Genomic DNA, 21,546 nt, shown 5'->3' on the forward strand with positions numbered 1-21,546 from the left:
CGGGAACCGGATCCTCCCCCACCGCGTCCCATCGCTGTCCCCAGTAACAGCCGAAGGAGCGATGCGGTGAACACCGAGCGACCCGACAACGACGACGCCGACGCCGCCGACGAGGCCGGCACCGGGCGTCCCGCGCGGCGGCGTCCCCGGGCGGTCGCCGTCGCCTCCGTCGCCGCCGCCGTGCTGTTGGCCGGGACCGGCGGCGCCTATCTGGCCACGTCCGCCGCCGGCGACGGCCCGGACGGCGGTACGGCCTCCGGGGCGTCCGGCGACGACACTCCCCCGCCGCTCGCCCTGGACGACCACGGGGCGCCGTCCGGAAGCGGCGGTACGAACGGCATCGCACCCGGTGAGCCCAACCCGTACGGCGTCACCTACCGCGCCGACGGCTCGCTGCCCGACGGCCCCGGCTCGGCGCCCGTGTACCGGGCGAAGGGCGAGGTCACCGAGGCGGAGGTGGCCCGGCTGGCCGAGGCGCTCGGGGTCGACGGGGCGCCGCGCGCGCAGGGCGAGGCGTGGAAGGTCGGCAGCGCCAACGACGGTGCGGGTCCACTGCTGACGGTGAACACGCAGGCCCCGGGCACCTGGACCTTCCACCGCTACACGCCCGGTACCGACAACTGCAAGAAGGGCGCCGCGTGCGAGGGCCCGTCCGCCGACGGGAGCCCGGTGAGCGAGGCGGCCGCGAAGAAGGCGGCGGCGCCGGTGCTGAAGGCGCTGGGCCAGGACGACGCCAAGCTGGACGCGGGCCAGCTCATGGGCGCCCGGCGGGCCGTGAACGCCGAACCCGAGGTCGGCGGGCTGCCCACGTACGGCTGGACGACCGGTGTGGTCGTCGGCGCGCAGGGCGATGTGGTCGGCGGCAGCGGTCAGGTGAAGGCGCCGGTCAAGGGGGACACGTATCCCGTCCTGGGCGCGGAGGAAACGCTGGCGCTGCTGAACGCGCCGGGCGGCGGCTCCGGCGCCGGCATCGGGGGCTGCGCGAGCCCCGTACCGCATCAGGACGGCGCGGACACGCCCTGCGAGCCGCCGGCGGGCACTCCGGAGAAGCCGGAGAAGCCGCAGCAGCCGGAGAAGCAGACGATCACGGTCGAGGACGCGGTGTTCGGGCTGGCCGCGCACCCGGTGCGGGGGCGGCAGACGCTGGTGCCGTCGTGGCTGTTCGAGGTGCGGGCGCCGGGCACGGGGGACGCCTTCACGATGACGTATCCGGCGGTCGACCCGAAGTACCTGACCTCCGCGGCCCCCGCCTCACCGTCCCCGGCCCCGTCCGACGAGCCGCCCTCGGCGCCGGGTGAGCCCCGCGACGTCGAGGTGAGCGGCTACACGGCCGCGGGCGGGGAGCTGACCGCGCACTTCACGGGCGGGGTGTGCTCCGACTACGAGGCGAAGGCGAAGGAGAGCGCGGGCGAGGTGACCGTCACGGTGACCGAGACCCCGCATCCGGAGAAGGTCTGCATCCTGATCGCCAAGGAGTACGAGCGGACGGTGCCGCTCGACGAGCCGCTCGGCGACCGGACGGTCGTGGGCCCGGACGGCGAGGAGATCCCGCTGCACAAGCCGGGCGCGCGGCTCCCGGCGCCGTCCGGGGGCCGGTGACGGCGATCCCGTGCGCGGGCAGGCAAGAGGGCGGCGGCCCGGGGTCGGTCCCGGGCCGCCGCCCTCTTACGACTGTGGCGTGTCCGCGGCGCGGCATGATCCGCCGGACAGGCTCTAGCTGAAGGAGTCGCCGCAGGCGCAGGAGCCCGTCGCGTTCGGGTTGTCGATCGTGAAGCCCTGCTTCTCGATCGTGTCCACGAAGTCGATGGTGGCGCCGCCCAGGTACGGGGCGCTCATGCGGTCGGTGGTGACCTTGACGCCGTCGAAGTCCTTCACCACGTCGCCGTCGAGCGAGCGTTCGTCGAAGAAGAGCTGGTAGCGCAGGCCGGAGCAGCCGCCGGGCTGGACGGCGACGCGCAGCGCCAGATCCTCACGGCCTTCCTGGTCGAGCAGGGCCTTCACCTTGGCCGCGGCGGCGTCGGTCAGGATGATGCCGTCGGTGACGGTGGTGGTCTCGTCCGATACGGACATCTACATCTCTCCAAGGTTGTACGGAGACTGCTTGCCGACGGTTCCAACCGGCGGGGGCGCGGATTCATTCCGGGCGGGGCCCGTGTCTTCGTCCTCGGCCTTCCCTTCATGCTCGCACACGCGTCGGGCGGCGGACAGCGGCTGTGGACGGCGGTCCGGACACCGGGATTCACGTCACACCGACACTATGGGCATCGTCAAACTGACGTGAACCGGTTATGATATATAGCGTCAGTTAGACGAAAAGTAGAAAGGGTAGGTGTCGTGACCACCGCCCAAACCCAGGAGCTCGACGTACAGCCGTCGCCCCTCGCTCTGCTGCTGCTCGGCCGCGAGGCCGACCCGAGCAGCGAGCGCGGCGTGGAGTGCCCCGGCGACCTGCCCTCGCCCTCCGACCCGGACCTGGTCGCGCGCGCCCGCGCGGCCAAGGAGAAGCTCGGGGACAAGGTCTTCGTGCTCGGTCACCACTACCAGCGCGACGAGGTCATCCAGTTCGCCGACGTCACGGGTGACTCCTTCAAGCTGGCCCGCGACGCGGCCGCGCGCCCGGAGGCCGAGTACATCGTCTTCTGCGGTGTGCACTTCATGGCGGAGTCGGCCGACATCCTGACCTCCGGCGAGCAGAAGGTGGTCCTGCCCGACCTGGCCGCCGGCTGCTCCATGGCGGACATGGCCACCGCCGAGCAGGTCGCCGAGTGCTGGGACGTGCTGACCGAGGCCGGCATCGCCGAGCAGGTCGTGCCCGTCTCGTACATGAACTCGTCCGCGGACATCAAGGCGTTCACGGGCAAGCACGGCGGCACCATCTGCACGTCGTCCAACGCCGAGCGGGCCCTGGAATGGGCCTTCGAGCAGGGCGAGAAGGTGCTGTTCCTGCCCGACCAGCACCTGGGCCGCAACACCGCGGTGCGGGACATGGGCATGTCCCTGGAGGACTGCGTCCTCTACAACCCGCACAAGCCGAACGGCGGGCTGACCACCGAGGAGCTGCGTGCCGCGAAGATGATCCTTTGGCGGGGTCACTGCTCGGTGCACGGCCGCTTCAGCCTCGACTCGGTGAACGACGTGCGTGAGCGCATACCGGGCGTCAACGTCCTGGTGCACCCCGAGTGCCGGCACGAGGTCGTCGCGGCGGCGGACCACGTCGGCTCGACCGAGTACATCATCAAGGCCCTGGAGGCGGCCCCGGCCGGTTCCAAGTGGGCCATCGGCACCGAGCTGAACCTGGTCCGACGGCTGGCGAACCGTTTCGCCGCCGAGGACAAGGAGATCGTCTTCCTCGACAAGACGGTCTGCTTCTGCTCGACCATGAACCGCATCGACCTGCCGCACCTGGTCTGGGCGCTGGAGTCGCTCGCCGAGGGCAACCTCGTCAACCGCATCGAGGTGGACCAGGAGACGGAGGCGTTCGCGAAGCTGGCGCTGGAGCGGATGCTCGCCCTGCCGTAGGGGGCGGTTTCCCACCAACCCGTCCGTGCGGGGTGTGCCGAACGGCTCAGGTCCCGCCCGACCACCTTCGGTGGCGGGCGGGACCTGAGCCGTTTCTTCTCGCGGACTCAGACCTTCGCCGTCTCCGGCTCGTCCGAAGCCGCGGGCTGCGACGGCACGTCGCCGCCCTTCTTCGCCGCCTTCTTCTTCGCGCGCCGCTCCTTGCGCAGTTCCAGCGTCGCGTAGAGCGTCGGGACCAGCAGCAGGGTCAGCAGGGTCGACGTGATCAGGCCGCCGATCACCACCACGGCCAGCGGCTGGGCGATGAAGCCGCCCTCGCCGGTGACGCCCAGCGCCATCGGGAGCAGGGCGAAGATCGTTGCCAGGGCCGTCATCAGGATGGGCCGCAGACGGTGCCGGCCGCCCTCGATCACCGCTTCGACGACGCCGTAGCCCTGCCCCCGGTACTGGTTGATCAGGTCGATCAGCACGATCGCGTTGGTGACCACGATGCCGATCAGCATCAGCATGCCGATCATCGCCGGGACGCCCATCGGGGTGCCCGTCGCCAGCAGCAGGCCGATCGCGCCGGTCGCCGCGAACGGGATCGACACCAGCAGGATCAGCGGCTGGGCCAGCGACCGGAAGGTGCCGACCAGCAGCATGAACACGATCGCGATCGCCGCGAGCATGGCCAGGCCCAGGTTGGCGAACGCCTCGTCCTGGTCGGCGGTGACGCCGCCGATCTCGGCCGTGGCACCGGCCGGCAGGTCCAGGCCGTTGATCTCCGACTGGAGTTCCGTGCCCACCGCGCCGGTGTTGTCACCGGTCGGCTTGGCCGTGATGGTCGCCGCACGCTGCCCGTCGATGCGGGTCATCGACACCGGGCCGTCCACCAGCTCGACCGTGGCGATGTCGCCGAGCTTCGCCGGGCCCAGGTTCAGGGCCTTCAGCTGGGCCAGCGTCCCGGCCGGCCGGGCCGACCTGATCACGACGTCACGCTCGGTGTCGTCGAGGACCGCCTTGGCGGCCGGGGTGCCGCGCACCGCCTGGGCGACGGCCGCGCCGAGCGTCTGGTCGGTGAACCCGGCCCCGGCGGCCTTCGCGTTGGCCTTGACCGAGATGCGCGGCACGCTCTGCGCCAGGTCGCTGGTGACGTCGGTGACGTCGTCGAGCCCGGCGACCGTCCTGCGGACCTTCTCGGAGGCGTCGCGGAGCACCTGCGCGTCGGCGGCCTTGACCACGACGCTCAGGTCCTGGCTGCCGAAGCCGTCACCGGCGGCGACCGTGGTGGTCCCGATGCCGTCCAGCTTCGCGAGCCCGTCCTCGATGTGGTCCTGGACGTCCTCGGCGGATGCCGAGTCCTCCAGCATCAGCTGGTACGAGGCCTGGTTGGTGTCCGTGCCGCCGCCGAAGGCGGCCATGAAGCCGGACGAGCCGATGGTGACCTGGTAGTCCTTGACACCCTCGGTGTCGCCGAGCAGGTTCTCGACCTTCTCGGCCTGGGCGTTGGTCGCGGCCAGGCTGGTGCCGGGCTTCAGCTCCTGCTTGATGCTGAGGACCTTCTGCTCGCCCTGGTCGAAGAAGTTCGTCTTCAGCAGCGGCGCCATGGCGAACGTGCCGATCAGCACGACGACCGCGATGGCCACGCTGGTCAGGCGGCGGCGGGTGGCGAAGCGCAGGACGGGGACGTAGAAGCGCTGGAGGCGGCTCTTCGCCTCCTTCTCCTCGGCCAGCCGGCGCGCCTCGTCCGCGTCCTCGGGGGTGCCCTTGGGCGGGCGCAGGAACCAGTACGACAGGACCGGGACGACGGTCAGCGACACCAGCAGGGAGGCCAGCAGCGCGGCGGTCACGGTCAGGCTGAAGGAGCCGAACAGCTCACCGACCATGCCGCCGACCAGGCCGATCGGCAGGAACACGGCCACCGTGGTGAGCGTCGAGGAGGTGACCGCCCCGGCGACCTCGCGGACGGCCTTGAGGATGGCCTCCTGGCGCTCCTCGCCGTAGCCGAGGTGCCGCTTGATGTTCTCCAGGACCACGATCGAGTCGTCGACGACCCGGCCGATGGCGATGGTGAGCGCGCCCAGCGTCAGCATGTTCAGCGACAGGTCGCGCGTCCACAGGACGATCAGCGCCAGCACCACCGACAGCGGGATCGAGACCGCCGTGACCAGGGTGGAGCGGATCGACGCCAGGAAGACCAGGATGACCAGGACGGCGAAGAGCAGACCGAGCCCGCCCTCCGTGGTCAGACCCGAGATGGCCTTGGACACCGCCGGGCCCTGGTCGCTGACGACGGTGAGCGTCGCGACGGAGCCGAGCTGCTCGCGCAGGTCGGGGAGCGCCTCCTCGACGGCGTCCGAGATCGCGACCGCGCTGCCGTCGTGGTCCATCGTGACGGCGACGGAGAGACTCGGCTCGCCGTTGGTACGGGTCAGGGAGTCGGCCTTGGCCTCCTCCTCCTTGACGGTGGCGAGGTCACCGAGGCGGACGGGCCTGTCGACGCCCTCGCCGGTGACCATCACGTCCTGGATCTGCTTCAGCGACGTGAAGCCGCCGCCGACCTGGACGGTGCGGTTGGCGCCGGCCTCGTCGAAGGAGCCCGCGGGGACGGTCGCGCCGCCGGCCTGGAGGGACTGGGCGAGGGCCTGCGGGCCCACGCCCGCCCCGGCCAGCTTCGCCTGGTCGGGCGTGACGGTGACCTGCACGTCCCGGACGCCGTCGACCACGACCTGGGCGACGCCGTCGATGTCCTTCAGCTCCGAGACGACCGTCTTGTCGAGCTGGTCGGCCAGTGCCTGCTGGTCCTTGTCGGAGGTGACGGCGAGGACGACGGTGGGGATGTCGTCCGTCGAGCCGGAGATGACCTGCGGATCCACGTCGTCCGGGAGCTGGGCGCGGGCCCGGTTGACGGCCTGCTGGACGTCGGCGACGAGCTGCTGGGTGCCGTTGCCGTAGTCGAAGGACGCCATGATGACGGCGTTGCCCTCACTGGCCGTCGCGGTGATGCCGGAGATCCCGTCGACGGCTTCGAGGCTGTCCTCGATCGGTTCGACGACCTGCTTCTCGACCACGTCCGGCGAGGCACCCTGGTACGGCGCCAGCACGGACACCATGGGCAGTTCGATGGTGGGCAGCAGCTGCTGCTTGAGCTGGGGGATGGCGATCGCGCCGAAGACGAGCGCGACGATCGACATCAGGCCTATCAGGGCCCGTTGCGCGAGGCTGAACCTCGACAGCCAGGACATGGATCAGGGTCTCTCTTCTGTGGCCGAGCGGAGGGGACGGGGCACATCTGTACGCCCACCCCAACACCCTGGTCCATGAGTGCCCCCGGTTCCCTAGGCCCCAGGTCCACTTCCTTATGCGGCGCATACTCCCGCCGCAGTACACCGGGGCGGAGGTCACTCCACCCTTGGACGTACCAGCCCGGATTCGTACGCGATGACGACCAGCTGAGCCCGGTCGCGGGCGCCCAGCTTGGCCATGGCCCGGTTGACGTGCGTCTTCACGGTGAGCGGGCTGACCTCCAGCCGCTCGGCGATCTCGTCGTTGGAGAGCCCGCCGGCGACCTGGACCAGCACCTCACGCTCGCGCACGGTCAGCGTCTCCAGCCGCTCGGCGCGGGCCGGGTCGCGGTCCTCGCCCGCCGTGCCCTCCTGGGCGAGGAAGCGGGCGATCAGCCCCTTGGTGGCGGTCGGGGACAGCAGCGCCTCGCCGCCGGCCGCGACGCGGATGGCGCTGAGCAGTTCCTCGGGTTCGGAGCCCTTGCCGAGGAAGCCGGAGGCGCCCGCGCGCAGCGACTGCACCACGTAGTCGTCGACCTCGAAGGTGGTCAGTATGACCACGCGGACATGGGCGAGGGACGGGTCGGCGCTGATCATGCGGGTGGCTGCGAGGCCGTCGGTGCCGGGCATCCGGATGTCCATGAGCACCACGTCGGCCCGCTGCTCGGCGGCCAGCCGGGCCGCCTCCGCGCCGTCGGACGCCTCCCCCACCACCTCCATGTCGGGCTCGGAGTCGACCAGCACCCGGAAGGCGCTGCGCAGCAACGCCTGGTCGTCGGCGAGCAGGACACGGATCGTCATACGGGGCCCTCCGCGGCATCGGTGCGGTTTCTGACCGGAAGGATCGCATGGACCCGGAAACCGCCTCCGTAGCGGGGACCGGTGGTGAGGGTGCCGCTCACGGCGGTGACCCGCTCCCGCATCCCGATCAGGCCGTGGCCGCCGCCGTCGGCGGGGGCCCCGGGGGCCTCGCCCTCGCCGGCGCCGTCGTCCAGCACGGTGACCTCGATGTTCGGCCCCACCCGCACGACGCTGACCTCGGCCTTCGCCCGCGTCCCCGCGTGCTTCTGCACGTTGGTCAGCGCCTCCTGGATGATGCGGTAGGCGGCCAGGTCGACGGCGGTGGGCCGGTCGGTGCCCTGGTCGGTGCGGGCCACCTCGACGTGCAGTCCGGCGTGGTGGAAGGTGGCGACGAGTTCGCCGAGGCGGTCCAGGCCGGGAGCGGGTTCGGTCGGCGCCTTGGGATCGCCGGACTGGCGGAGCAGGCCGACGGTGGCGCGCAGCTCGCCCAGCGCGGATCGGCTGGCCTCCCGTACGTGGGCGAGGGCCTCCTTGGCCTGGTCGGGCCGCTTGTCCATGACATGGGCGGCGACCCCCGCCTGGACGTTGACCAGGGCGATGTGGTGGGCGACCACGTCGTGCAGGTCGCGGGCGATGCGCAGCCGCTCCTCGGCGACCCGGCGGCGGGCCTCCTCCTCCCGGGTGCGCTCGGCCTTCTCGGCCCGGTCGCGGATGGCCTGGACGAAGGCACGCCGGCTGCGGACCGCGTCCCCGGCGGTGGCGCCGATGCCGGTCCAGGCGAAGACGGCGAGGTTCTCCTGCGCGTACCAGGGCAGGGGTCCGGCGAGCATGGCGGCGCCGGTCAGCACCGTCATGGTGAGCAGGCCGACCCGCCAGGTGGTGGAACGGTCGGTGGACGCGGCGACGGTGAAGAGGGCGACGACGGCGGACATGACGACGGGCGCGCGGGGGTCGCCGGTGACGCTCTCGACGACGGAGACACCGCCGGTGACCGCGAGGACCATCAGTGGGGCGCGGCGGCGGAAGACGAGCGCCGCGGCGCCGACGGCTATGAGGGCCAGACTGAGTACGTCGGGGGTGCGCAGTCCCCAGCTGACGCCCTCGGGGCCGTGCGGGTCCACGAAGGAGCCGGCGACCATGCACACCAGGACGGCCGCGGCGATGGCCGCGTCCAGGGCGGAGGGGTGGGCGCCGATGGTGCAGCGGGCGCGGGCGAGGGTGCTCACGGCGATTCACGGTAGCCGGAGTGGGCGTCGGTCCGGATCGCACCCGGCGTGCGGTGGCCCCCGACCCGGGGGCTGCGCCCCCGGGCCCCCGCGATCGGCCTGGACGGCCTCGTCCTCGAACGCCGGACGGGCTGAAGGTGCCGGACGGGCTGGACGTACCGACCGGTGTCCGTCAGGAGCCCCCTGGGATCAGGCCGTCGTCGCTCAGCAGCTCCCGGACCTCCTCCAGGGTGGCGTCCGGGGACGGGAGGATGAGGTCGGACGGCTCCAGGAAGTCGTCCGGGACGGGCTCGCCCAGTTCGCGGACCTTGGCCAGGAGGGCCTGGAGGGTCGCGCGGAAACCGGGGCCGTCACCGTGCTCCATTTCGTCCAGGAGCTCGTCGTCCAGCTTGTTCAGCTCGGTGAGACGGCCGTCGGCCAGCGTGAGCTGTCCCTCCCCCATGATCCGTACGATCATGTCGCCCTCCTAGGCGTGGGCTACTGCTTGTCGAAGCGCGGGGTGTCCTGCGGCTGCTGCTGGGGCTGCGTCTGGCCCTGGTCCTGGCCGCCCTCGATGGCCTGCCGGTCGGAGGTGCTGCCCCCGGACAGTTCGGCCTTCATGCGCTGCAGTTCCAGCTCTACATCCGTACCACCGGAGAGCCGGTCCAGCTCGGCCTGGATGTCGTCCTTTTGCATGCCGGACTGGTCGTCCAGGGCGCCGGAGGCGAGCAGTTCGTCGATGGCGCCGGCCCGGGCCTGGAGCTGGGCGGTCTTGTCCTCGGCCCGCTGGATGGCCAGGCCCACGTCGCCCATCTCCTCGGAGATGCCGGAGAAGGCCTCGCCGATGCGGGTCTGCGCCTGGGCGGCCGTGTAGGTGGCCTTGATGGTCTCCTTCTTCGTGCGGAAGGCGTCCACCTTGGCCTGGAGGCGTTGGGCCGCCAGGGTGAGCTTCTCCTCCTCGCCCTGGAGGGTGGCGTGCTGCGTCTCCAGGTCGGTGACCTGCTGCTGGAGCGCGGCGCGCCGGGAGAGCGCCTCGCGGGCCAGGTCCTCACGGCCCAGCGCGAGCGCCTTGCGGCCCTGGTCCTCCAGCTTGGACGACTGGGACTGGAGCTGATTGAGCTGCAGCTCCAGTCGCTTGCGGCTGGTCGCCACGTCGGCGACGCCGCGGCGCACCTTCTGGAGCAGCTCCAGCTGTTTCTGGTACGAGTAATCGAGGGTCTCGCGCGGGTCCTCGGCCCGGTCAAGGGCCTTATTGGCCTTCGCGCGGAAGATCATCCCCATACGCTTCATGACACCGCTCATGGGCTTCGCGCGCCCCCTTCTGACCGACTCCAGCTCCAGCGACTGCAACAGAACCCACAGTACGGGCCCTGCATCCATTACCGCACTGTTCGGGGACGGATGCGCTCATCCCCAAGGACGACTGCGTGCGCTCCCGGTCCGGCGTAGGGAGTAGGTGCTCCCCGGGGTTGTCCGGAATGACCCGGTGCCCTGGGGTGTACGCAACGTCCCCTCTGTCCACTTACAGACGATCGGCGTTGCCGGATCGTTCCCCACCGGACTGGGGTCCATACCCCGGCACCCCGTACCCTTGGGTTTTGTGTTCCGTAGCCGTGCCAAGGAAGAGAAGGCACCGAGCCTCGTCAAGACGCCGGTGACCGACTCCAGTCAGCCCCGTGACCCGCAGGCCCCCAAGGGAAGGCCGACGCCCAAGCGCAGTGCGGCCCAGTCCCAGCGCCGCAGCGTCGCCAACACTCCGATGACGCGCAAGGACGCCGCCAAGCGTCAGCGCGAGGAGCGCCGGACCGCGCTGGCGCGCCAGCGCGAGGCGCTGGCGAAGGGGGACGAGCGGTACCTGCCGGCCCGTGACAAGGGTCCGGTCCGCAAGTTCGCGCGCGACTTCATCGACTCGCGGTTCAACATCGCGGAGTACTTCCTGCCGATGGCCGTGGTCATCCTCGTGCTGAGCATGATCCGGGTGGCCTCGCTGCAGAACGTGGCGCTGCTGCTGTGGCTGGTCGTGATCGTGATGATCGTGCTGGACTCGATCGTCACCGGCTTCCGGCTGAAGAAGCGTCTCGCCGAGCGCTTCCCGGACGAGCGCCGGCGCGGCGCGGTCGCCTACGCGCTGATGCGCTCCCTCCAGATGCGCCGGCTCCGGCTGCCCAAGCCTCAGGTCAAGCGCGGGGAGCGGCCCTGAGCACGACGCCGTTCGCCGACGGCGCGGCCGACGCCTGGTCGGCCGTTCCCGGTGGTCTGCGGGACGTCGTACGGCAGGAGCTGGTGGCCCGGCAGCTGGACGAGCAGATAGCCGGGCGGTTCCCGGTCGGCAAGCGGCTGCGGGTGCTCGACGTCGGTATGGGCCGGGGCGCCCGCTCGCTTCGGCTGGCACGGGCCGGGCACCAGGTGACCGGCATCGAGCGGGACGCCGCGATGATCGCCGCGGCGCGCGACGCCCTGGCCGGCCAGCCCGAGGGCATCCGGGAGCGGATGCGGATCGTGGAGGGCGACGGCCGGGACACCGGCGTGCACTTCCTGCCGGGCAGCTTCGACGTGGTGCTGTGCCACGGCGTGCTCATGTACGTCGAGGAGCCCGACCCGCTGCTCGCCGGGCTGGCCCGGATGCTCGCCCCGGGCGGACTGCTGTCGCTCCTGGTGCGCAACGCCGACGCGCTCGCGATGCGCCCCGGCCTGCGCGGTGATTGGGCCGACGCCCTGGCCGCCTTCGACACCACCGTCTGTCGTGACGGTCTCGGCACGGAGGTCCGCGCGGACCGGCCGGCGACGCTGACGGCCAAGCTCGCGAGCATCGGCGCCCCGCTGCACACCTGGTACGGCGTCCGGGTCTTCACGGACACGGCCCCCGACGACGCCCGGGTCCCGGACGGTCTCGAAACGCTGCTGGCCGCCGAGGAACGGGCCGGACGGACGGACCCGTACCGCCAGATCGCCGCGCTGCTTCATCTGTGCGGGGTGCGGGGGTAGTACCGCGCTCCGCCCGTTCGGGGGTTCCCGGGGGGCCGCTTCTCCGGTGCGCGGTGAGACTCGGGGCATGGACGCCTCCCGTACCCGTGTGCCACGGCTGCTGGGCCCGCTCGCCGTGCCGGCCTGCTCCCTGCTGCTCGTCGCCGGCTGCTCCGGCGACGGGTCCGCTCCGGGCTCGCGGAGCGGGCGGGAGGGCGACACGGCACAGGCCGCGGCGCCGCGCGCGGCCAACGATCTGCAGGCCGACTACGAGCGGGTGATCAACGACGTGCTCCCGTCGGTCGTGCAGATCCAGGCGGGCGACTCCCTGGGGTCGGGGGTCGTGTACGACGGCGGGGGACACGTCGTCACGAACGCGCACGTCGTCGGTGACACCAGGTCCTTCCGGGTGACGACCGCCCGCAACGGGGACACGCTGGCCGCGGAACTCGTCTCCTCCTACCCCGAGCAGGATCTCGCCGTCATCAAGCTGGACAAGGTGCCCGACGGCATGGAGGCGGCGCGCTTCGGGGACTCCTCGAAGGTCGGGGTCGGGCAGATCGTGCTGGCGATGGGCTCGCCGCTCGGGCTGTCCTCCAGCGTGACGCAGGGCATCGTCTCGGCGACCGGACGGACCGTCACCGAGGGCCGCGGCGGGGGCGGTACGGGCGCGACCATCGGCAACATGGTGCAGACGTCCGCGGCCATCAACCCCGGCAACAGCGGTGGCGCCCTGGTGAACCTCGACAGCCAGGTGATCGGCATCCCGACGCTGGCCGCGACCGACCCGGGCATGAGCGACAGCGCGGCGCCCGGGATCGGGTTCGCCATCCCGGCGTCGATGGTGAGGACGGTCGCCGACCAGATCATCGAGGACGGGCGGGTCACCGACTCGGGCCGGGCTGCGCTCGGCGTGACCGCGCGTACGGTCGTCGACGACGGCTACCGGCCCGCGGGCGTGGCCGTCGTCGAGGTCACCGACGGCGGGGCCGCCGACGAGGCGGGGCTGCGGCCCGGGGACGTCATCGTCCGGCTGGGCGACACGGACATCACCACCATCACCTCGCTGGCCGAGGCGCTGGCGCCGATGCAGCCGGGCGACCGGGCGAAGGTGACGTACACCCGCGACGGCGACGAGCGCACCGCCGAGGTGACGCTGGGCGAGCAGTGACGGAGGCGGGGCCGGTCCGGTCCGGACCGCCCCCGCCCGCAGGTCAGGCCTCCGGTTCCGCGGCCGCTTCGGCCTCTTCGGCGTGCAGGCTCATCGGGCCGTAGATCTCGGTGCCGTCCTCGAACAGCCGCACCTGGTCGGTCCCGCCCTCCTTGAGGTCCTTCCAGTACTCACCGATCCAGGACTCGGCGTCCCCTTGCGTGGTGAACTCCTCGGGCTGCACCGCGGGCTGGACCTCCGTCCCGCCGGCCGTCTCGAACCGCCACGTCCATGCCGCCATGTACGCCTCCAAGATGTGAGCACAAGCAGAGCGCAAGCCGGATCTTGGTCCGGCCTCCGACCGCAGCCTATGCGCTGAGCCGGGCGCGCCGTAGAAGGCCGGGGGGACGGGAACCGGGGCCACCCGCGCCCCATAGGGGGTCTCGGGCGCGCACGTCGCCGGGTGACCGGGGAAAATCGGGGCGTGGACGTGACTCTGCTCGGCTCCGGTGCCCCCGCGGGACTCCCCCGCCCCGACTGTCCCTGCGCGGCCTGTGCCGCCGCGCAGGGCACGAACGCGCGCGCGGCGACCGCGCTGCTGGTGGACGGGGCGCTGCTGCTCGACCTGACGCCCGGCGCCGCGTTCGCCGCCGCACGCGCCGGGCGCTCCCTGACCGGCGTCCGGCAGGTGCTGCTGTCGCACCCGCACGACGGGCCCGCCGTGGAGGTGCCGGCCGGGCTGCCGCAGCCGGGGCGGGTGCCGGACGGGCGGGAACTGGCGCTGCTGACCGGGCACCGGGTGCGGGCGGTGGCGATGGACGCGCCGGGCACCGGGTACGCCGTGACCGGTCCGGACGGGCAGCGGCTGCTGTATCTGCCGCCGGGCGGGGCGCCGGCCGGTCTGGAGGAGCCCGCCGACTCCTACGACCTGGTCGTCGCGGACGTCGTGGGGCGGCCGGACGCGCTGGCGAAGCTGCGGGCGGTGGGCGCGGCGGGGCCGACGACGGACGTCGTGACCGTCCACCTGGACCACGACGTGCCGCCGGGCCCGGAACTGGACCGGCGGCTCGCGGCGGCCGGAGCGCGGGCCGTGCCGGACGGGACGACGCTGGTGGTCGGCTCCTACGAGGACGTGCCCGACGTACCGCGACGCACCCTCGTTCTGGGCGGGGCCCGGTCGGGCAAGTCGGTGGAGGCCGAGCGACGGCTGGAGGCGTTCCCCGACGTGCTCTACGTCGCGACCGGAGGCTCCCGCAACGGGGACACCGAGTGGGCGGCGCGGGTCTGCGCCCACCGGGAGCGGCGGCCGGGCTCGTGGCGCACCGCCGAGACGTGCGACCTGGTGCCGCTGCTGAAGGACGACGGGCCGGCGCTGCTCGTCGACTGTCTGTCGCTGTGGCTGACGGACGCGATGGACGCCGTCGGGGCGTGGGACGACGCGGAGTGGGCGGACGGCGGCGAACGGGCCCTGCGGGACCGGGTGCGGGAGCTGACGGAGGCGGTGCGCGCCACCCGCCGCACGCTCGTCGCGGTCTCGAACGAGGTGGGCTCGGGCATCGTGCCCGCCACCGCCTCGGGCCGCCGCTACCGGGACGAACTCGGGCGGCTCAACGCGGCGTTCGCGGCCGAGTGCGAGCAGGTGCTTCTGGTGGTCGCGGGCCAGGCACTGCTGCTACGGGGCTGAGGCGTCCTTGCGCGCGATGACGCGGTGCGTTCGCAGGCCGGTGAGCACCGTGCAGCCCTGGGCCACCAGTTCGGCGCGCAGGCCCGCCGGGTGCGAGGTGCCGGGCAGGGCGAACAGGCGGCGCGGGTCCGTCACGTCGACGAGCAGATGGCCGCCGGGGCGGAGCACGTGGAGGGCGGCGCGCAGTTCGGCGCGGGGGTCCGGGACGCGTTCCAACTGCTGGAAGAGGCTCACCACGTCGTAGCGGGCGCGCAGCCGGGCCGCGATGTGCGGGTCCGTCAGCCGGCCGACGAACGCCTCCTCGACGCGCTCGACCGCGCGGGCACGCAGGACCCGGTGGGTGGGGTCCAGGCCGTCGAAGGAAGTGTACGGGAAGTACGCGCGCGCCGTGCGCGGGAAGTCGGCGTCGCCGGTGCCCACGTCGAGCCAGCTCTCGGGGTCGGGGCGGCGGCGGAGCATCGCCCGGGCGGCCAGGCCGTGTCTCAGCCGGACCCCGGCCCGGACCAGCGGGTGCTCGGGTCCGGGCGTGAGCGGGGGGTTGCGGAATACGTGCCGGCAGTCCAGGCAGCGTTCGAGGACGGACCGGCCGGGGCCGGCCCGGCGCGGGTCCTCGCGGCGCGGGCGGACGCGCAGCCGCCGGGAGCCGCACCAGGGGCAGTCCGCACGGTGCGGCCCGTACCGGGGCACCGGAGGCACCCGGGGTACGGGAGGCGGCACCGAGGGGGCGGAGGGTGCGGTCATGGGCGGCTCCCGACGCGAGACGAGGACACAGCAGGACGGCATACGATAATTACTGCGAAACGTTACGTAGGTGATCCCGTTCCGGGGCGCAACGACGCAGCTCGGGCGCGGTGCGCACGGGCCCGCCATCGCGGTCTCCGGCGGCCGGTACTGTTCGACGAATGAGCTCGCTGAATCTCGACGACTTCACCGATCTGATCGAGCGCCCCGACGGCGGGGTGCGCCGCGACGCCGAGGCGCGCCGGGAGCGTCAGGTCGTGCCGCCCGGATCACTGGGCCGCCTGGACGACCTGGGCGAGTGGCTGGCCTCGGCGCAGTCCGCCGTACCGGTGCGGCCGATCGAACGGCCCCGGGTGGTGCTGTTCGCCGGTGACCACAAGGTGGCCGAGCTGGGCGTCTCGGCGCGGCCCGCGGGCGGCGCCGGCGAGCTGGTGCGCGAGGTCCTGGAGGGCGGCCGGCCCGTGTCCGTGCTCGCCCGGCGCCTCGGCGTGCCGGTGCGGGTCGTCGACATGGCCCTGGACTGCGAGCCGGAGACGCTGCCGGCCGACGTCGTGCGGCACCGGGTGCGGCGCGGCGGCGGGCGCATCGACATCGAGGACGCGCTGACCCTGGAGGAGGCCGGGGCCGCCTTCCGGGCCGGGATGGCGGTGGCCGACGAGGAGGCCGACTCCGGCACGGACCTGGTGGTGCTGGGCGATGTGAGCGTGGGCGGGACCACGGCGGCGGGCGTGCTGGTCGCCGCGCTGTGCGGGACCGACGCGTCGGTCGTCACCGGGCGGGGCGGGCTGGCGATCGACGACCTGGCCTGGATGCGCAAGTGCGCGGCGATCCGCGACGCGCTGCGCCGCGCCCGGCCGGTGCTCGGGGACCAGTTGCAGCTGCTCGCGACCGTGGGCGGTGCCGACCTCGCCGCGATGACGGGCTTCCTGCTGCAGAGCGCGGTGCGGAAGACGCCGGTGATCCTGGACGGCGTCGTGACGGTCGCCTGCGCGCTGGTCGGGCAGCGGGTCGCCTTCCGGGCACCCGACTGGTGGCTGGCCTCCCACGACAGCGGGGAGCCGGGCCAGGCCAAGGCGCTGGACCGGATGGCCCTGGAGCCGCTGCTGTCCCAGGGCGTGACGGTGGGCGAGGGCGCGGGGGGCCTGCTGGCACTGCCGCTGGTCCAGGCCGCGGCGGCGCTGGCGGCGGAGCTGCCGGAGGTCTCCGACGGTGAGGTGGCGGTCGCGGCGGAGTGAGCCGGCGGCAGCGGCTCGTCCGGCGTGAGTGAGGCGGGGTCGGCGGACCGGCGTTCGCGGGGTGCCCCGGGCTGGGGACGGGCCGGGAGCGAGTCGCACGGCCCGGCGCCACGGAGTGCCCGGCGTGGGCGCGCGCCGGGAGCGAATCACGCAGCCCGGCACCACGCAGTGCCCGCCGGCGGCGCGGGCCAGGGGTGGGTCACGCAGCCCGGCACCACGGAACACCCGCCCCCGGCGCGGGCCAGGAGTCAGCCACGCAACCCGGCACCACGGAGTGCCCGCCCCCGGCGCGGGCCAGGAGTCAGCCACGCAACCCGGCACCACGGAGTGCCGCTGCGCCCACCCGTGCCACCCCAGCGGCACGACTGCCCGCAGCTGCACGAGGCGGCGGCGACTGCCCGCAGCTGCACGAGGCGGCGGCGACTGCCCGCAGCTGCACGAGGCGGCGGCGACTGCCCGCAGCTACGACAGAACGCGCTCCCGCACCCCCACCCACCCCCACAGGCCACCGCAGGCATCACCGGCGGTCCGGGTCCGGGTCCGGGGCCGAGGCCAGGTCCGGGTCCGGGCGGCCGCCGATCCAGTCCTGGAAGGCGCGGCGGGGCCCGGACCAGCGCCGGTCGTGGTGGTAGGCCCGCAGGCGGGCCCTGGCACGGGCGCGCGGGCGGCGGCCGTAGAAGCGGCGGGCCCAGAGCGAGTCCGGGCGGGCCAGGCGGACCGCGCCGATCAGAGCGACAAGGGGGACGATCACCCCGAAGACCGCGAGACGGGCCTTGCCCTTGGCCAGGGCGAGGAGGGAGAAGAAGAAGTTCCCCGCGACGGTCGCGATGATGTTGGCGCGGCCCTGCAACTCGTCCTCGGACATGCCGTCGACGCCGAACGGCGTGAATCCGGCGAGCAACAGTCCGACAAGGGCCGCGGTGACCGCCACGACCTCCACGCTCTGCCGCCCCGCCTCGGTCCAGTAGACGTCGTCGAGGTGCAGGATCAGCGCGAACTCGTCCAGGACGAGGCCCGCCCCGACACCGAAGACCACCGCCGCGAGGGCGGAGCCGAACCCGTGCCGGCCCCCCGCGACCGCGCCGAAGCCTCCGACGACGGTGAGGACGATCCCCGGGACGACGTGGTGGATGTGCACGCCGCCCGCCTTGACGTTGCCGAAGGGGCCCTTGCCGGCCCGGATGAGCCGGGTGATGACCCGGGTGATCACGAACGTCAGGACGAAGGCCGCCAGGGCGAGGAGCAGCGGCAGCTTGCCCGGTTCCATGATGTTGCGCTGCCACCAATCTCCCATATGCGAACTTTATCCCCAGCCCGCGCCGGTGCCCTGGTGACCGCCGGGTAGTCTGCGCCGGTGCTCAGGACCCCCTCCCCCGACGGCCTCCGCTTCGCCTTCGGCACCCTCACCGTGTTCCCGGTCAAGGTGACCCGCTGGGACCGGGAAGCGGCGCGCGGCGGCATGCTGTGCGCGCCGCTGGCCGGACTGGCCGTCGGCCTCCTCGCCGCGGCGGCCGGGCTCCTGCTGCTGTTCCTGGGCGCGGGAAGCCTGCTCGCCGCGGTCGCCACGGCCGCCGTACCCGCGGTGCTGACGCGCGGCCTGCACCTGGACGGACTGGCCGACACCGCGGACGGGCTCGGCAGCGGGAAGCCCGCCGAGGACGCGCTGCGGATCATGAAGCAGTCGGACATCGGGCCGTTCGGCGTACTCGCCCTCGTGTTCGTGCTGTTCGCCCAGGTGGCCGCGCTGGCCCAGGCCTACGACGGGTCCTGGGCGCGGGGCGCGCTCGCCGCCGTGGTCTCGGCGACCGCCGCCCGGCTGGCGCTCTCGCTCGCCGCCCGGTCCGGGGTGCCCGCCGCCCGCCCGGAGGGTCTGGGCGCGGCGGTCGCCGGAGTGGTGCCGGCGGGTGGCGCGACGGCGGTCACCGCCATCGTCACGGCGGCCGGGGCGGCGGCGGGCGCACTCCTCGGGCCGTACGACGCGGTCCGTACGGCGCTCGCCGTGCTGTGCGCCGTAGCCGTCGCCGAACTGCTGCTGCGGCACTGCGTCCGCCGCTTCGGCGGGGTCACCGGCGACGTCTTCGGCGGGGTCGCGGAGACGGCGGCCACCACCGCGCTCGTGGTGCTGGTCCTCGGCTGAGCCCGGGCTCAGCAGGCCTCGCGCCACACCCCCAGTTCGTACTTCTTCAGCATCGAACTCAGCCTCAGCTCACGGGACTCGGCGCAGAAGCCGTCGGTCGGCAGCTCGTACTCGACGTGGAAGACCGCTTTGTCCGCGTCGATGAACGGCTGGTTGTCGGCGCACTCGCCGTACTGGGCGCACTGCTCGTTGACCGCGAAGTCGAAGTCGCCCACCAGCTCGGGGATCTGGTCCAGGTCGTTCTTCAGCCCGACGGCCATGCCCCGGTCGTGGGCGAGCTTCGCGATCAGCCGGTTGTAGCGGAGCTGGTCGTCGGCGGTGAGCGGGAAACCGGTCTCGTTCTTGTAGCCGTCCATGTTGTCCGGCTCGACCGCGTCGAAGCCCTTCTCGCGGCACATGTCGATGCGCTCGGCCATCAGCGGCTCCAGGACGTCCGCCGCGCGGATGTCCAGCCAGCGCTCCCCCTCCCAGCCGTTCCCCTTGCCCAGCACCGACTTGGGGAACTTCTCCGCGTCGGGGCGGAAGTCCTCCCAGGCGCCGGTGGACAGGTAGCAGATGACCTTGCGGCCGTCGTCGTGCAGCGCGGCCACGGTGGACCCGGTGTGGTCGAACCCGTCTATGTCGTAGACCGGTACGTCGACGGACGTGTCGAGCCTGCCGCTGAGCTGCCACTGCCAGGCGGTGCCGGGCCGGGGCTGCCAGCGGTCGCCGGCTTCCGGCTCGTCGTCGGGGGACGACGAGCAGCCCGCGAGGAGCAGGAGAAGGGCTATCGACAGGACCGGGCGTCTCACGGGGCGTGCTCCATGGTGTGGGGTGGCGCGGTGGCGTACCCCAGGAATGATCTCCCATCCCGGAAACCGAGCGGGAAACCACGGTCCGTGGGAGACCGCGCCCACTGGGAAACCGCGCCCCGGGCGGGAATCCGCGGCCCCGCGGGAGGGAGCGGAGCCGGGCGCGAGCGTAGGCTCGTGCCGGGTGTTTGCCTGCCCGGGTAAAGACCGCATCGCAGGAGGGATCTAGGGTCGGTTGTCGGGCCCGGTCGACCCACCCGCATTCGGCCATACAAGACTTCATACGGAAGCGAGAATTCACCACCGTGACTGCTCTCACTCTCTCCACCGCCGCGGCGCCCGGCCTGCGGGCCGACGCGATCGTGATCGGTGTCGCCAAGAACGCCAAGGGCCTGGTCGTCGCACCGGGCGCGGAGGCCGTGGACAAGGCGTACGACGGCCGGCTCGCCGGCGTCCTGGAGACCCTCGGTGCCACCGGCGCCGAGGGCGAGGTGACGAAGCTGCCCGCTCCGTCCGGCTTCAAGGCGCCCGTCGTGGTGGCGGTGGGCCTGGGCTCCGAGCCCGAGAAGGACGCCGGTTTCGACGCCGAGGCACTGCGCAGGGCCGCCGGCGTGGCCGCCCGCGCCCTGGCCGGCGCCAAGAAGGCCGCCTTCGCCCTCCCGCTCGCCGAGGCCGCCGACGCCGGCGTCGTCGGCGAGGGCGTGCTGCTCGGCGCGTACTCCTTCGACGTCTACAAGGAGTCGGGCCGTCAGGGACAGGACGCCGCCAAGGCCAAGAACGGCAAGGCCCCGCTGGCCGAGGCCGCGCTGCTCGGCGGCAAGCCCCGGGACAAGGCGTACAAGGCGGCGATCGAGCGTGCCGTCGCCGTCTCCGAGGAGCTGAACCGCGCCCGCGACCTGGTCAACACCCCGCCGAACGAGCTCGACCCCGAGGCGTTCGCGGCGGTCGCGCAGGCCGCCGCGAAGGAGCACGGCATCAAGGCGCAGGTGCTCGACGAGAAGGCGCTCGCCAAGGGCGGTTACGGCGGCATCCTCGGCGTCGGCGCCGGCTCGGCCGCCGGGCCGCGACTGGTGAAGCTGTCGTACACCTCGTCCAAGGCGACGAAGTCGCTCGCCTTCGTCGGCAAGGGCATCACCTACGACTCGGGCGGCATCTCGCTGAAGCCGGCCGGGCACAACGAGACGATGAAGTGCGACATGGCCGGTGCCGCCGCCGTGTTCGCCGCGGTCGTCGCCGCCGCGCGCCTCGGCCTGGAGGTCAACGTGACCGGCTGGCTGGCGCTGGCCGAGAACATGCCGTCGGGCTCGGCGACCCGCCCGGGCGACGTGCTGCGCATGTACAGCGGCAAGACGGTGGAGGTGCTCAACACCGACGCCGAGGGCCGGCTCGTGCTGGCCGACGCGCTGTGGGCGGCCTCGCAGGAGAAGCCGGACGCGATCATCGACGTGGCGACCCTCACCGGCGCGATGATGCTGGCGCTGGGCAGCCGGACGTACGGGGTCATGGCGAACGACGACGCGTTCCGCGCGGCGGTGCACGAGGCCGCGGAAGAGGTCGGCGAGCCGGCCTGGCCGATGCCGCTGCCCGAGCACCTGCGCAAGGGCATGGACTCGGCGACCGCCGACATCGCCAACATGGGTGAGCGGATGGGCGGCGGCCTGGTGGCCGGCCTGTTCCTGCGCGAGTTCGTCGGCGAGGGCATCACCTGGGCGCACCTGGACATCGCGGGTCCGGCGTTCAACGAGGGCGGACCGTTCGGGTACACGCCCAAGGGCGGGACCGGGACGGCCGTGCGGACGCTGGTGCGGGTCGCGGAGCTGACGGCTGCGGGCGATCTGGGCTAGGGCTCCCGAGAGCTCGGGGGTGCGGGTGATTCGGCGGCCGCGCGTCCGTTGTGGCTGGTCGCGGGGTTCCCCGTGCCCCTGGCGGCGTCGCCCTCCGTCGGTGGCCGACTGGCCCGGCCGGTCGCGCCCACGCGGCGGAGCCGCGGATCGAACACGGCCCCGCGCCCCTGGCGGCACCGCCCCACCGTCCCCCGCCGGGTGAACGTGGG

General features: G+C 73.0%; 19 protein-coding genes. 9 read left to right on the forward strand and 10 right to left on the reverse strand.

Annotated elements, in window-relative coordinates; all coding sequences use genetic code 11:
• Window positions 1–66 precede the first annotated feature (66 nt).
• Window positions 67–1,599 (forward strand): hypothetical protein, encoded by a 1,533-nt coding sequence (locus tag ACIQ1J_RS02050; protein WP_403553274.1) that lies wholly within the window; start codon window positions 67–69, stop codon window positions 1,597–1,599.
• 114 nt (window positions 1,600–1,713) lie between these two features.
• Here the strand turns inward: ACIQ1J_RS02050 and ACIQ1J_RS02055 are convergent, their stop codons facing one another.
• Window positions 1,714–2,070: an iron-sulfur cluster assembly accessory protein gene (locus ACIQ1J_RS02055; RefSeq protein ID WP_053129615.1), complete on the reverse strand. Its 357-nt coding sequence runs from the start codon at window positions 2,068–2,070 to the stop codon at window positions 1,714–1,716.
• Window positions 2,071–2,334: 264 nt separating this feature from the next.
• Between ACIQ1J_RS02055 and nadA the strand changes: the two genes are divergently transcribed.
• Window positions 2,335–3,519 carry a quinolinate synthase NadA gene (gene nadA / locus ACIQ1J_RS02060; protein WP_403553276.1) on the forward strand — a complete coding sequence of 395 codons (1,185 nt, stop codon included), beginning with the start codon at window positions 2,335–2,337 and terminating at the stop codon, window positions 3,517–3,519.
• A gap of 107 nt (window positions 3,520–3,626) precedes the next feature.
• Here nadA and ACIQ1J_RS02065 read toward each other — a convergent pair whose 3' ends face one another.
• The 5 genes from ACIQ1J_RS02065 to ACIQ1J_RS02085 all read right to left on the reverse strand — a co-directional run bounded on the left by ACIQ1J_RS02065 (window position 3,627) and on the right by ACIQ1J_RS02085 (window position 10,093).
• A complete protein-coding gene (locus ACIQ1J_RS02065; protein ID WP_403553278.1) occupies window positions 3,627–6,746 on the reverse strand; it encodes an efflux RND transporter permease subunit in 3,120 nt (1,039 codons plus the stop codon).
• Between the two features lie 156 nt (window positions 6,747–6,902).
• Window positions 6,903–7,586, reverse strand: a complete 684-nt coding sequence (locus tag ACIQ1J_RS02070) for a response regulator transcription factor (protein WP_121746610.1) — start codon at window positions 7,584–7,586, stop codon at window positions 6,903–6,905.
• A complete protein-coding gene (locus ACIQ1J_RS02075) occupies window positions 7,583–8,812 on the reverse strand; it encodes a sensor histidine kinase (protein WP_403553281.1) in 1,230 nt (409 codons plus the stop codon). The genes ACIQ1J_RS02070 and ACIQ1J_RS02075 overlap by 4 nt, the downstream gene beginning before the upstream one ends.
• 172 nt (window positions 8,813–8,984) lie before the next feature.
• Window positions 8,985–9,269, reverse strand: coding sequence for a hypothetical protein (locus ACIQ1J_RS02080; protein ID WP_210958872.1), 285 nt, complete (start codon window positions 9,267–9,269; stop codon window positions 8,985–8,987).
• Window positions 9,270–9,289: 20 nt separating this feature from the next.
• Window positions 9,290–10,093, reverse strand: a complete 804-nt coding sequence (locus ACIQ1J_RS02085) for a PspA/IM30 family protein (protein ID WP_403553284.1) — start codon at window positions 10,091–10,093, stop codon at window positions 9,290–9,292.
• 259 nt (window positions 10,094–10,352) lie between these two features.
• On the opposite strand from ACIQ1J_RS02085, the gene ACIQ1J_RS02090 reads away from it, so the two are divergent.
• The 3 genes from ACIQ1J_RS02090 to ACIQ1J_RS02100 all read left to right on the forward strand — a co-directional run bounded on the left by ACIQ1J_RS02090 (window position 10,353) and on the right by ACIQ1J_RS02100 (window position 12,926).
• Entirely contained in the window at window positions 10,353–10,991 is a 639-nt protein-coding gene (locus tag ACIQ1J_RS02090) for a DUF3043 domain-containing protein (RefSeq protein WP_403553799.1), read from the forward strand.
• Between the two features lie 83 nt (window positions 10,992–11,074).
• The gene (locus ACIQ1J_RS02095) at window positions 11,075–11,776 is read left to right on the forward strand and encodes a methyltransferase domain-containing protein (RefSeq protein WP_403553286.1); all 702 of its coding nucleotides are present in this window, start codon (window positions 11,075–11,077) and stop codon (window positions 11,774–11,776) included.
• A 67-nt stretch (window positions 11,777–11,843) separates the two neighbouring features.
• Entirely contained in the window at window positions 11,844–12,926 is a 1,083-nt protein-coding gene (locus ACIQ1J_RS02100; RefSeq protein WP_403553288.1) for a S1C family serine protease, read from the forward strand.
• A gap of 43 nt (window positions 12,927–12,969) precedes the next feature.
• Here the strand turns inward: ACIQ1J_RS02100 and ACIQ1J_RS02105 are convergent, their stop codons facing one another.
• Window positions 12,970–13,206, reverse strand: coding sequence for a hypothetical protein (locus ACIQ1J_RS02105; RefSeq protein ID WP_210958866.1), 237 nt, complete (start codon window positions 13,204–13,206; stop codon window positions 12,970–12,972).
• 183 nt (window positions 13,207–13,389) lie between these two features.
• Here ACIQ1J_RS02105 and ACIQ1J_RS02110 point away from each other — a divergent pair, with 183 nt between their 5' ends.
• Complete coding sequence (locus ACIQ1J_RS02110) at window positions 13,390–14,589, forward strand: bifunctional adenosylcobinamide kinase/adenosylcobinamide-phosphate guanylyltransferase (RefSeq protein ID WP_210958864.1); 1,200 nt, start codon at window positions 13,390–13,392, stop codon at window positions 14,587–14,589.
• Here the strand turns inward: ACIQ1J_RS02110 and ACIQ1J_RS02115 are convergent.
• Window positions 14,578–15,330 carry a class I SAM-dependent methyltransferase gene (locus ACIQ1J_RS02115; RefSeq protein WP_210958862.1) on the reverse strand — a complete coding sequence of 251 codons (753 nt, stop codon included), beginning with the start codon at window positions 15,328–15,330 and terminating at the stop codon, window positions 14,578–14,580. The two genes, ACIQ1J_RS02110 and ACIQ1J_RS02115, sit on opposite strands and share 12 nt — an antisense overlap.
• Window positions 15,331–15,491: 161 nt before the next feature.
• Between ACIQ1J_RS02115 and cobT the strand changes: the two genes are divergently transcribed.
• On the forward strand, window positions 15,492–16,565 hold the full coding sequence (gene cobT, locus ACIQ1J_RS02120) for a nicotinate-nucleotide--dimethylbenzimidazole phosphoribosyltransferase (protein ID WP_403553291.1): 1,074 nt from the start codon (window positions 15,492–15,494) through the stop codon (window positions 16,563–16,565).
• Window positions 16,566–17,082: 517 nt separating this feature from the next.
• On the opposite strand, the gene ACIQ1J_RS02125 is transcribed toward cobT, so the two are convergent.
• On the reverse strand, window positions 17,083–17,859 hold the full coding sequence (locus ACIQ1J_RS02125; RefSeq protein ID WP_403553293.1) for a hypothetical protein: 777 nt from the start codon (window positions 17,857–17,859) through the stop codon (window positions 17,083–17,085).
• Window positions 17,860–17,919: 60 nt separating this feature from the next.
• On the opposite strand from ACIQ1J_RS02125, the gene ACIQ1J_RS02130 reads away from it, so the two are divergent.
• The gene (locus ACIQ1J_RS02130; protein WP_403553295.1) at window positions 17,920–18,702 is read left to right on the forward strand and encodes an adenosylcobinamide-GDP ribazoletransferase; all 783 of its coding nucleotides are present in this window, start codon (window positions 17,920–17,922) and stop codon (window positions 18,700–18,702) included.
• Between the two features lie 8 nt (window positions 18,703–18,710).
• Here ACIQ1J_RS02130 and ACIQ1J_RS02135 read toward each other — a convergent pair whose 3' ends face one another.
• Window positions 18,711–19,493: an endo alpha-1,4 polygalactosaminidase gene (locus ACIQ1J_RS02135; RefSeq protein WP_403553297.1), complete on the reverse strand. Its 783-nt coding sequence runs from the start codon at window positions 19,491–19,493 to the stop codon at window positions 18,711–18,713.
• A gap of 305 nt (window positions 19,494–19,798) precedes the next feature.
• Here ACIQ1J_RS02135 and ACIQ1J_RS02140 point away from each other — a divergent pair, with 305 nt between their 5' ends.
• Window positions 19,799–21,337 carry a leucyl aminopeptidase gene (locus tag ACIQ1J_RS02140; protein WP_403553298.1) on the forward strand — a complete coding sequence of 513 codons (1,539 nt, stop codon included), beginning with the start codon at window positions 19,799–19,801 and terminating at the stop codon, window positions 21,335–21,337.
• The last annotated feature ends 209 nt before the right edge of the window (window positions 21,338–21,546 follow it).

Origin of the sequence: Streptomyces sp. NPDC097107, from assembly GCF_044762405.1 — a bacterium.
GTDB classification, from domain to species: domain Bacteria; phylum Actinomycetota; class Actinomycetes; order Streptomycetales; family Streptomycetaceae; genus Streptomyces; species Streptomyces thinghirensis.